The sequence below is a fragment of the Streptococcus sp. HMSC072G04 genome, assembly GCF_001813295.1.
In the GTDB taxonomy this organism is placed as follows: Bacteria; Bacillota; Bacilli; order Lactobacillales; family Streptococcaceae; genus Streptococcus.
In genome coordinates this window covers 478-12,425 of the sequence record NZ_KV812038.1, presented here as the reverse complement: position 1 = coordinate 12,425, position 11,948 = coordinate 478, and the positions used below count along the sequence as shown (strand labels likewise).

The following is an 11,948-nucleotide window of genomic DNA, read 5'->3' as shown; positions in this document are numbered from 1 at the left end:
AAGGTGATCGTTAAAGATCCACGTACAGACGCTAACAAACCGAGTCAAGATCAACCATCGACACCAAATCCAACTCCAACCCCAGTTCCGACACCAAATCCAACTTCAAAAGTTGTTCCAGGAGATGGCGAATCAGATTCATCAAGTTCAGAAAAACAACCTGTTGCTCAAACTGCAACATCAGTTGTAACTGGTGATAAGAAACAAGCATTGCCACAAACAGGTGAAACTGCCTCGACTGCTGCAACTTTACTAGGTGCTGCACTTGGTATGGTTGGCCTTGCGGGACTTGCAAAACGCAAAAAACGCGAAGACTAAAATTGAGGTGACATCAGCAAACTTGTTGATGAGGTGACAATTTTAGATCCAACAGGAAGAGGCTTTGCTCGAAAGAGCAAGGCCTCTTTGCTTGGTATTGGAAACTTAGAAAAACATGCATATATATGATAAAAAAGTTTCAGAAAAATTCTATATATTTATTTCATTTGGGTACTAGTTTCAGAAAAATTCCATTGACTTGAAGTAGAGAAAACAGTATACTGATAAAGCAATTTGATCTTTCAAATTGCCGGCAACATGGGTAATGGATCCACTTTAAATTGGAATACAGTAGGGTTTGGAGTGGTAGTACTTCACACCCTTATTGTCGTTGAGAAATTTAGGAAGTAAAGTGACTAGAAACTCTTCCAAAGTTCAAAAATTATGATAAAAAAACGAATGAAGATCCTTGGTTTTCACAGGGACGAGGAATCCATCATTCGTTTTTTCTATATGATCGCTACAATATTGGTGATATGGTTTATTCGAATCATTTGAAAAAGGGAAATGATGTTTGGAAAATTAGAACGCAGATTAGAATTAATTCTTCGGAAGCTATAGGTTCTCCTCCATATTTATGTTACAATTAAACTACTATTATCGAAGGGAGAAACTATGATTAATTCAATTGTTTCACAAGGTTTGATTTGGGCCATTTTAGGGTTAGGAATCTTTATGACGTTCCGAATTCTAGATTTTCCAGATATGACGACAGAAGGTTCTTTCCCGCTTGGAGGAGCGGTGGCGGTGACCTTGATTACCAAAGGTGTCAATCCACTCCTTGCGACGCTGGCTGCTATTGGAGCAGGATGCTTAGCAGGACTTGCGACGGGTCTTCTCTACACAAAAGGGAGAATCCCGACACTCTTGTCAGGGATCCTCGTGATGACGTCTTGTAACTCGGTCATTCTATTTGTGATGCAGCGGGCTAATTTGGGACTTCTGGGCTATAAAAAAATTCAGGAATTTCTTCCTTTTGCCAGTGGGTTCAATGAGATTCTGATTGGCCTGATTTTCGTAACGCTTGTGATCCTTGGTTTGATCTTCTTCTTGGATACACGCTTGGGTCAAGCCTATATTGCGACAGGGGACAATCCAGATATGGCCAAGAGCTTTGGAATCAACACTGATCGGATGGAATTGATGGGCTTGGTCATTTCAAATGGGATTATTGCTCTTTCTGGTGCACTGATGGCCCAGCAAGAAGGCTATGCGGACGCTTCGCGTGGGATTGGTGTCATCGTTATCGGGCTTGCCAGCCTCATTATTGGAGAGGTGCTCTTTTCAAATGTCACCTTGACAGAGCGCTTGCTCAGTATTGCGATCGGATCAATCGCCTACCAATTTTTGATTTGGGCCGTGATTGCGCTTGGCATCAATACCAGCTATATTCGAATCTTCAGTGCCTTGATCTTGGCTATCTGCCTGATGATTCCAACCTTTAAGGGAAAAATCATGAAAGGAGCGAAACTCAGTAAATGACAGCAATTGTAGAATTAAAAAATGTAACCAAAGCCGTGAGCAATGGGATGAATGAAGAAAAAGTCATTCTGGATGATGTCTCCTTGGAAATTCGAGAGCATGATTTTATCACGATTTTGGGGGGCAATGGAGCTGGAAAATCCACCCTCTTTAATACCATTGCAGGGACGCTTCCGGTGAGCAGTGGGAAGATTTATATTCTAGGGGAAGATGTAACCAACTATTCTCCTGAAAAGAGAGCCAAGTACCTATCGCGGGTCTTTCAAGATCCTAAAATGGGCACAGCACCTCGCATGACAGTAGCGGAAAACCTCTTGGTAGCGAAGTTCCGCGGAGAAAAACGTGGCTTGATCCCGCGTCACTTGGCCAGCTATAAAGAAGAGTTTCAAACAGTCCTTGCTAAGATCGGTAATGGCTTGGAAAATCATATCGACACAGCCGTTGAGTTTCTATCAGGGGGGCAACGACAAGCTTTGAGTCTGTTGATGGCGACACTGAAACGTCCAGAACTCCTGCTTCTAGACGAACACACTGCAGCCTTGGATCCAAAAACTAGTCAGGCCCTCATGACCTTGACGGATGAGTTTGTGAAACAAGATGCCCTCACAGCTCTTATGATCACCCACCATATGGAAGATGCTTTGAAATATGGAAATCGCTTGATTGTCATGAAAGACGGACACATCGTCCAAGACCTCAATCAAGAAGAAAAATCCCAAATGACCATCGCAGACTACTATCAATTGTTTGAGAAAGAATAAGATACAAAGTCCGTAAAATGCAAAAGTGAAAATAGGGAGTAGGACAGAAGCGATAACACTTAGGTTGTTTGATGTGGAAGTAGTTTGTCTGCATGCTAGAGAGTGGGACAGAAATCGGTAATTCGTTAGAATTCGATTTCGTCGTCCCACCTCCGAACAGTTGAGTAGGGCTGTAAAAACTGATGAAATCAGCGTAGTAGAGCCCACTCAACCACTGCGTCTTGCTCGACAATTCAAAGATAATTGAGAGGCTAGGACTTTTGTCCCAGCCTATTTTCTTTTCCTTAAATCATCTATAAAACCGCATAAAAATTGGAACTAGTTTCAGCTGAAATCGCTTGCAATTACTTAGGTAGCTGAGTATAATATAGTTAGAAAGATAAAGAAGGGATTGATACCAATGCCTTATCGAGTTAAAATTTAGGTTACTTCGTTTTAGGCCTGTTTTGCTGATATCTGTTCATGCTCTTATCGTAAAAGAGCAGTCATGTCGTGTGTGTCGGATCGGTTGGACGGTCGGGCAAACCTGCTTAGTTTGTCCGGAGACATAAGAAAACGTGGAAATAGTAGGTAGAAGCTTTTTGTAAAGGTTTTCAAACTTCGATGCGTCCAGTCGAAAACTAATCATTTGGATTTGGGATAGCAAAGAAAACCTCTGGTATTTTACACAAATACTATTAAATGAAATCAACATCATAAGCATTGTTTTGTTAGCCAAAAGGTTAATTGCACCAAGTCAGTGAAGCAGACCAGGCCTCTAGTCCCGTAAGACTGGAGGCCATTTTTATAAAATACTCAGGAGGAGGTGAGAGTATGGGATTGTCGTATGCGCAAGAATATAGTTGTCGTGACCATTTTCGGCAAAGAGCTTTTGAGCGCTTTGGCGTAGATGATCAGCACTTGAATAAGTGGATCAACCAACACCTCTCCTCCCTCTCTCCTTATGATAGTAATGTGGATCAACCCGCCAACACAGAAGCCTATGTAGCCAGTGATGGCATCATCTTTGTCTGCAATATCAAAAGTCGGGAGTTCATCACTTGCTTTAAGGCGGTTAATTACCAAGAGTCTAAGGAAGAAGAGGAAGCTTATACGGACATTCACGAAAGCAATGTCACTTCCTTTAAAGAAGATGTAAACCACCTAGTCAATCGCTACCGACTCAAGGAAGCTAGAGAGCTGTTTGAAAACATTGGGGAGGACTTGGATGACTTTTATCGCCTGTCCCAAGCAGTCAAGAACGGCCAATTGAGCGAGCGAAATAGTAAGCGCCTAGAGGAATTGTTAGGCAAGTTTCATGTGATCAAGGCAGCCATGCGGATCATTGAAAATAAACGGGGAGATTACCATCTTTAGGGTCTTTTCCCCCTAAAAATAGGCGCCTAGAAGCCCTCTCATCTACTTCAGATGAGAGGACTTTTTTGTTGTGGAAAGCTTTTTGAAAAAAAGAGAAAAAAATTGTATAATAGAGTGGATATGCAAGTATTTGCAAAGCTGTAATTCGACTTGGGCAACCAAGGACCGTAAGTATTAAAATAATCACACTAAAGGAGACAACAGTGAGTAGTATTAAATTAGTCACTCTTGGCGGTGTTCGAGAAAATGGGAAAAATCTCTACGTTGCCGAAGTGAACGATTCGATTTTTGTCTTGGATGCAGGTTTGAAGTATCCAGAAAATGAGCAACTTGGGGTGGATGTCGTTATCCCCAACATGGATTATCTGTTTGAAAACAAGGACCGCATTGCGGGTGTTTTCCTGACCCATGGTCATGCGGATGCCATTGGGGCCTTGCCTTATCTTTTGGCGGAAGCGAAAGTCCCTGTATTCGGGACAGAGTTGACCATTGAGTTGGCTAAACTCTTTGTAAAAAGCAATGACAGTGTGAAGAAATTCAACGACTTCCATGTCATCGATCAGAATTCTGAGATTGATTTTGGTGATGCCGTCGTGTCTTTCTTTCAAACAACCCACTCCATCCCTGAAAGTATCGGGATTGTGATTGGCACTCCTGAGGGCAATATCGTCTACACAGGAGACTTTAAATTTGACCAAACTGCCAGCGAGTCCTACGCGACAGACTTTGCTCGTCTAGCTGAGATTGGACGCGAAGGCGTGCTCGCTCTCTTGAGTGATTCGGCCAATGCGGATAGTAATATTCAAGTTGCCAGTGAGCAAGAAGTAGGCGATGCTATCTTAGATACGATTGCAGACTGGGATGGTCGTGTCATCGTGGCGGCAGTAGCCAGCAACCTTTCTCGGATCCAGCAGGTCTTTGATGCTGCGGCTGAGACTGGCCGTCGAGTGGTCTTGACAGGGTTTGATGTGGAAAACATCGTCCGCACAGCTATTCGCTTGAACAAATTGTCTCTTGCCAACGAAAAACTCTTGATCAAGCCAAAAGAAATGAGCCGTTTTGAAGATCATGAATTGATCATCTTGGAAACAGGCCGGATGGGTGAGCCGATCAACGGTTTGCGCAAGATGTCGATTGGCCGTCACCGTTATGTGGAAATCAAAGATGGGGACTTGGTCTACGTCGTCACAACGCCATCTATTGCTAAAGAAGCTGTAGTGGCTCGTGTGGAAAACATGGTCTACCAAGCAGGTGGCATTGTCAAATTGATCACGTCAAGCTTGCGCGTATCTGGTCACGGAAACGCACGGGACTTGCAGTTGATGATCAACCTTCTTCGTCCTAAATACCTCTTCCCGATCCAAGGGGAATACCGCGAATTGGATGCCCATGCGCGGGTAGCGATGGAAGTCGGTATCTTGCCTGAAAATATCTTTATTCCAAAACGCGGAACGGTAATGGAGTATGAAAAAGGTGACTTCGTCCCTGCCGGTAGCGTCTCAGCTGGAGATGTCATGATCGATGGAAATGCCATTGGTGATGTGGGCAATATCGTCCTTCGTGACCGTAAGGTCTTGTCAGAAGACGGGATCTTTATCGTGGCGCTCACGGTGAATCGCAAAGAGAAGAAAATTATTTCCAAAGCGCGCGTGCACACCCGTGGTTTTGTCTATGTTAAGAAGAGTCGGGATATTCTTCGTGAAAGTTGCGAATTGGTCAACCAAAGCGTTGAAGACTATTTGGCACAAGACAGCTTTGACTGGGGGGAATTGAAAGGCTTGGTGCGTGACAACTTGTCTAAGTTCTTGTTTGAACAAACCAAACGTCGTCCAGCCATCCTACCAGTTGTGATGGAAGTAAAATAATAGAAGAAATAGAAACGCTTGGCAGCCAGAGGCTTGCCGAGTGTTTTTAACAGTAGAAAGAGGAAATCAAATGGCAGTTATGCAGATTGAGTATTATTCAGAAGCCTTGAAGATGGAGTGGGGTGTGTCCGTCCTTTATCCCGATGCATCGCGCGTGGAAGATCCAGCGGATACGGATATTCCAGTCCTTTATCTCTTACACGGGATGAATGGCAACCACCACTCTTGGTTGAAGCGGACCAATGTGGAGCGCATTTTGCGCAATACCAATCTGATCGTGGTCCTACCCAATACCAATAATGGCTTTTACACAGATACCCAGTATGGCTACAACTACTATACGGCCATTGCGGAGGAATTGCCAGAGACTCTTTCTCGCTTCTTCCCTAATATGACCAAGAAACGGGAGAAGACCTTTATTGCTGGTCTATCCATGGGTGGCTATGGATCGATGCTCTTGGCTCTCAAGACAAATCGCTTCTCCCATGCGGCTAGTTTTTCCGGTGCTCTGAGTTTCCACGATCGGGACTTTGAAAACAATGACTTGGAGCAACCAGCTTTTTGGAAGGGAATTTTTGGAGAGATTGAGGATTGGACGACCAGTCCCTACTCGCTGGAGACTGCTGCCAAGAAGTTTTCGGATAAGAAGACCAAACTCTGGATCTGGTGCGGGGAGCAGGATTTCCTTTATGAGGCCAATAATTTTGAAGTCAAGGAACTAGAAAAGTTAGGTTTGGATGTCACCTATACCCACAGCCCGGGCAAGCACGAATGGTTCTACTGGGAACGTGAGTTGGAGCACTTTTTACAAACCCTGCCAATTGACTTTGAATTAGAAGAACGGTTAAAATAAGATACAAAGGGCGTAGCGGATACAGTCAAAATAGGGAATTCGACGCAGAATCCGAGAGATTCTAGGAGGATTCATCTTTTTGACACAATCCGCAGCCCGTGTTCGTTTAATAAGATACAAATAGATTGGATATCAGTCAGAGCATTTGTTCTGGCTTTTTTCATATTTTTTCATATATATATATAGGAAGAAAGGCTAGAAAGGTCACTTATTCATTTCAGTCCTGCTTTCTTTGTGGTATAATAGGAACGATTGAAAAATGAGCTAGAAATAGCGAACAAGATAAGAGGAGAGTAATATGGCAAAAGATATTCGTGTGCGTTATGCACCAAGTCCAACAGGGCTACTACACATCGGGAATGCTCGTACAGCATTGTTTAACTACTTGTATGCGCGTCACCATGGTGGAACCTTTATCATCCGTATCGAGGATACGGACCGCAAACGTCACGTCGAAGACGGCGAACGTTCCCAGCTTGAAAACCTTCGTTGGTTGGGCATGGACTGGGATGAAAGCCCTGAGACGCATGAAAACTACCGCCAGTCTGAGCGTTTGGAACTCTATCAAAAATATATCGATCAACTCTTGGCGGAAGGAAAAGCCTACAAATCTTACGTCACTGAAGAAGAGTTGGCAGCGGAACGTGAACGCCAAGAAGCAGCTGGGGAAACACCTCGCTACATCAACGAATACCTTGGCATGAGCGAAGAAGAAAAAGCAGCTTATATCGCAGAACGTGAAGCAGCAGGAATCATTCCTACGGTTCGTTTGGCAGTGAATGAGTCAGGTATCTACAAGTGGCATGATATGGTCAAAGGTGATATCGAATTTGAAGGTGGCAATATCGGTGGGGACTGGGTTATCCAAAAGAAAGATGGCTACCCAACTTACAACTTTGCCGTTGTCATTGATGACCACGATATGGTCATCTCTCACGTTATCCGTGGAGATGACCATATCGCCAACACTCCAAAACAACTCATGGTTTATGAAGCCCTTGGTTGGGAAGCACCAGAGTTCGGTCACATGACCTTGATCATCAACTCTGAAACTGGTAAGAAGTTGTCTAAACGGGATACCAATACCCTTCAGTTCATCGAAGATTACCGGAAGAAAGGTTACCTTCCAGAAGCGGTCTTTAACTTTATCGCTCTTCTTGGTTGGAACCCTGGTGGGGAAGACGAAATCTTCTCTCGCGAAGAACTCATCAAGCTCTTTGATGAAAATCGTCTCAGCAAGTCTCCAGCAGCTTTCGACCAGAAGAAAATGGACTGGATGAGCAATGAGTATATCAAGAATGCGGATCTTGCAACCATCTTTGAAATGGCAAAACCATTCCTCGAAGAAGCAGGACGTTTGACAGACAAGGCTGAGAAATTGGTTGAACTCTACAAACCACAAATGAAATCAGTGGATGAAATCGTTCCATTGACAGACCTCTTCTTCTCAGACTTCCCAGAATTGACAGAAGCAGAGAAAGAAGTCATGGCTGGTGAAACAGTGCCAACTGTACTTGAAGCCTTCAAAGCGAAACTCGAAGCCATGTCAGACGATGAGTTTGTGGCAGAAAATATCTTCCCACAAATCAAAGCGGTTCAAAAAGAAACTGGTATCAAAGGGAAAAACCTCTTTATGCCAATCCGTATCGCCGTTTCAGGTGAAATGCATGGTCCTGAATTGCCAGATACCATCTTCTTGCTTGGACGCGAAAAATCCATCCAACACATTGAAAGCATGTTGGAAAAAATCAGATAATTATCAGAAAAGTCCCTATTAAATGGGGCTTTTTGTTTTACATCTAAAGTCAAAGTATTATAGGATTTTTCAAAAAATTGCCCCGACTTGACAAATTGATCCTACTGAAAACGATTTTATCACTATCTAAAACAAAAATTATAAAAAAATAGCAATAATTAAGAATAATTGCTTCCAAAAATCGACAGATTAGTCTATAATGTTAGGGAAATAAAAATTGTAATAAGGAGACAGAAATGTTTTTTAAACGTTCGAACGGTGAATTCCGTGAAACGGATCGTGTGACTCGTTTCAAATTGATCAAATCAGGTAAAAACTGGTTGCGTGCTGCAACTTCTAACTTTGGTCTTTTGAAAGTCATTCGTGGTCAAGTCGAAGAGACTGTTGTAGCTGAAGTGCGTGAAGACGCAGTATCAGTGAAAGAAATGACAAGCCGTGGCTGTTTTTGGTGCAGCTACAGTAGCGAACACTGCTAAAGCTGATGAAACTGGATCAGATGTTGCGACTGCATCTGAGCTTTCAAGCCAAGCGCTTGTAGAGCAAGGAAGTACAGTACTTGGTACAACTTCAACAACTGAATCTCAATCTGAATCAACTACAGAATCAACAACTGAGTCAACTACAGAATCAGCTAGCGCTTCTGCATCTGCAAGTGCTTCAACATCTACAAGCGTATCTGTATCTCACTCAGCTTCATTGAGCGAACAAGGTTCAGCAGAACTTTCAGCAGCTCTTAGCGAATCAACTGTGGCAGCTGGATCTGAAGCAACTTCAGAAGCAACGACAACTGTTGCTAAAGCTGATGATAAAGTTGTTTTAGAACAAAACACTTCAGAAGCAGAATTGTTGAACAAGATCGCAAGCGACTACTCAGCAACTGTTTCAACACCAGAAAAGAAAGCAGCAATTGAAGCTGCCATCGCTAAAGTTCAAACAGAATTGACAGCAAGCAACAACTTGATCAACGCTAATGCTTCAGCTCAATCATACGCAGACCAACGCGAACGTTTGAGCAAGTCAGTAGATGACATGATGGCAACATTGACTGCAGCAGGATTTACTGGAAACACAACAGTAAACGGTGCTCCAGCAATTTCAGCACAGTTGGCTCCAATCTCTACTTCAAATACACTTGCAGCAAATATTGAAGTAAGTCCAAATATGACTGATGCTAACGGCGCATCAATTTCTGATCCAGCGTGGACAAATCCAAACTATAAACTAGATCCAAGTGCTTCTCGTTATACGTTTTCTATTTGGGACCTTCAAAACTGGCAAGGTCCTGCATCTCAAGGTGGTGTTACTTATAGTAACGGTGGCTACTATGTGACATTCTCAGTTGACCGCTCTACTGTGGGTACAAGCAATACGCCTACTGTACATGCTCGTTTGGTAGATAAGTCAACAGGAAATGAAGTTGAAACTTTGGATATGACTGCGGGTTCAACTTATAAATTCAATACTTTAGTAAATGCCAATTCAACTTATGCTCCTCAGTTTGACTATACTACTGGTGACGCATCTCAAATCCTAGGAACTTGGACAAACAACCGTGATGCTGGTCCAACTGCAAGTGATAAATATAAACACCATATTCTTCAGGTTCGTGACACTTCATTCCCAGGAAATGAAAATGATACAAAACCTAACGTTCAAACAAATATTCCAACTGATAAAGTAAATCATACAACTTATTACAAAACAGAAGATGGAACTCAGTTGGCTACATATACTCAAACAGGTATTGAAGGACAAAATTACACTGCTTCTCAACCACGTGATTTTGAAGGATATGTATACACACGTACAGATTCATCGAATGACATGAGTGGTACATTGGGAGGTGTTGGTGCTAAATATCTTGAACTTCAAGGTGGACGTGCACATTACTATGTGAAACGTGTTATTGAGCAAGTATCTACAGATGGTTCATCAGTAGTTAAGTTTTATGTTTTGGACCCTTCTAAAGTTTCTTCATATAGCCCATCAACAGATGTAAACAATTTGAACTTTGATAATTATACTTTGGTTTACACTTCTGATCCTGCTAAACCAGGAACAAGAGCTACTGTTGAAGGAACTGGTACCGATCCTAAAGAAGTAGGTTATGTAGATAGTAAAGACGGAAAATACCAACTCAAAGTATTAACTTATTCAGATTCAGCTGGTGGTAATGTACGTTTGAGTGGTTGGTTCGACAAAGCAACAGGTGATGCTTTTACTGCTTCACCTCAATTCTCAACTGATGTTGACCCAGTTCGTAACAATACTTCAAATATCATCGGTGGTAATACACCAGGTGATAAAGCAAGTGGTTATCCATCATTCTTTAATAACTTCTCAATCTCTTCAATCAAACCAATTTCTAATGATGTAACACACTACTACAAGAAGTCAGATGAAAAAGGGAATGTTTACGTTCACTATAAAGATACTGAAGGAACAACTATTAAAGCTTCAGTAACAGATGAAAATCAACAACCTATCAATAAACACTATGATACAGTAGTAGATAACCGTCCAGGTACAATTGAGTACAATGGTAAAACTTACGAGTTGGTACCAGCAGGTACATATACTGTTGGTCAAGTTGACTCAGATGGTCACCTTACAACTTCAGACCCAATTACAGGTTCAGTTGCTAAAGAAGATAAAAATGTAACCTATATCTATAAAGTGAAAGAAACACCAAAAGAAGGTGAAGTTGTTATCACTTATGTAGATACGAAAGGTAACGAAATCCAAAAATCTCGTCAAGATACACCTAAATCACCATATGACACACCATATGACACAACTGAAAAAGGTGAAAAACCAAATATCATCAAGACAACTGATGGTAAGACATATAAAATTGTTCCTAAAGGTGATTACCCAGTAGGAGGTGTTGATGAAAATGGTCATTTGAAATCTTCAGATCCTATTACTGGTAAAGTTGACAAACCAAAATCTACCATTACTTACGTTTATGAAGAAGTTGGAAGTGTCTTTGTTCATTATAAAGATATTAACGGAAATACGATCATGGGATCTGTTATTGATGAGCAAGATCAACCACTTGAGAAGGATTATGATACTGTAGTAGATAATCGTCCTAAAGAAATTAAGTTTGAAGGTAAGACTTACGAACTTGTAGAAGCTGGTAATTACCCTGTAGGTCAAGTTGACAGCCAAGGTCACTGGACAGGTGATGATGACACAACTGGTAAAGTGGCTTCAGGTGAGAAGAATGTTACTTATATCTATAAGTTGAAAGTGGAATCACAATCAGATTCAGGTTCAAATTCAGCATCTGATACAACATCAGCTTCACAATCAGAATCAGAAGTTGTATCTAACTCACGGTCTGTATCAGAACAAGCTTCTACATCATTGTCTGAATCAGCTTCTACATCATTGAGCCAATCAGCTGTTGAATCAGCAAGTGTGTCAGCGAGTCAATCATCGTCATTGAGTACATCCGCACAAGAATCAGCTTCTGTATCAGCATCTGAATCTGCGTCATTGAGTACATCAGCGTCAGCATCAGCTTCTGTATCAGCAAGCCAATCAGCGTC

General features: G+C 42.1%; 9 protein-coding genes. All 9 read left to right on the top strand.

Going from position 1 to position 11,948, the window contains the following annotated elements:
• The coding region (locus HMPREF2904_RS09270; RefSeq protein ID WP_141751213.1) for an LPXTG cell wall anchor domain-containing protein at positions 1 to 318 on the top strand (318 nt) is incomplete at its 5' end.
• A gap of 615 nt (positions 319 to 933) precedes the next feature.
• On the top strand, positions 934 to 1,800 hold the full coding sequence (locus tag HMPREF2904_RS09265; protein WP_003008955.1) for an ABC transporter permease: 867 nt from the start codon (positions 934 to 936) through the stop codon (positions 1,798 to 1,800).
• Positions 1,797 to 2,561: an ABC transporter ATP-binding protein gene (locus HMPREF2904_RS09260; RefSeq protein WP_070662224.1), complete on the top strand. Its 765-nt coding sequence runs from the start codon at positions 1,797 to 1,799 to the stop codon at positions 2,559 to 2,561. The genes HMPREF2904_RS09265 and HMPREF2904_RS09260 overlap by 4 nt, the downstream gene beginning before the upstream one ends.
• Positions 2,562 to 3,374: 813 nt before the next feature.
• Complete coding sequence (locus HMPREF2904_RS09255) at positions 3,375 to 3,917, top strand: hypothetical protein (RefSeq protein ID WP_070662221.1); 543 nt, start codon at positions 3,375 to 3,377, stop codon at positions 3,915 to 3,917.
• 203 nt (positions 3,918 to 4,120) lie between these two features.
• A complete protein-coding gene (locus HMPREF2904_RS09250) occupies positions 4,121 to 5,782 on the top strand; it encodes a ribonuclease J (protein WP_070662218.1) in 1,662 nt (553 codons plus the stop codon).
• A gap of 70 nt (positions 5,783 to 5,852) precedes the next feature.
• Positions 5,853 to 6,635, top strand: a complete 783-nt coding sequence (locus HMPREF2904_RS09245; RefSeq protein WP_070586761.1) for an alpha/beta hydrolase — start codon at positions 5,853 to 5,855, stop codon at positions 6,633 to 6,635.
• A gap of 298 nt (positions 6,636 to 6,933) precedes the next feature.
• Positions 6,934 to 8,391, top strand: coding sequence for a glutamate--tRNA ligase (gltX, locus tag HMPREF2904_RS09240; protein ID WP_070662215.1), 1,458 nt, complete (start codon positions 6,934 to 6,936; stop codon positions 8,389 to 8,391).
• 236 nt (positions 8,392 to 8,627) lie between these two features.
• Complete coding sequence (locus HMPREF2904_RS09235; protein ID WP_070662212.1) at positions 8,628 to 8,867, top strand: accessory Sec-dependent serine-rich glycoprotein adhesin; 240 nt, start codon at positions 8,628 to 8,630, stop codon at positions 8,865 to 8,867.
• On the top strand, positions 8,827 to 11,948 hold a 3,122-nt coding region (locus tag HMPREF2904_RS12000; protein WP_256263280.1), incomplete at its 3' end, for a MucBP domain-containing protein. The genes HMPREF2904_RS09235 and HMPREF2904_RS12000, both read left to right, overlap by 41 nt.

Coding starts and splice junctions, on each gene's coding strand:
- HMPREF2904_RS09260 (WP_070662224.1), top strand. CDS start 1,797: ATGACAGCAATTGTAGAATTAAAAAATGTAACCAAAGCCGTGAGCAAT.
- HMPREF2904_RS09235 (WP_070662212.1), top strand. CDS start 8,628: ATGTTTTTTAAACGTTCGAACGGTGAATTCCGTGAAACGGATCGTGTG.
- HMPREF2904_RS09255 (WP_070662221.1), top strand. CDS start 3,375: ATGGGATTGTCGTATGCGCAAGAATATAGTTGTCGTGACCATTTTCGG.
- HMPREF2904_RS09245 (WP_070586761.1), top strand. CDS start 5,853: ATGGCAGTTATGCAGATTGAGTATTATTCAGAAGCCTTGAAGATGGAG.
- HMPREF2904_RS09265 (WP_003008955.1), top strand. CDS start 934: ATGATTAATTCAATTGTTTCACAAGGTTTGATTTGGGCCATTTTAGGG.
- gltX (WP_070662215.1), top strand. CDS start 6,934: ATGGCAAAAGATATTCGTGTGCGTTATGCACCAAGTCCAACAGGGCTA.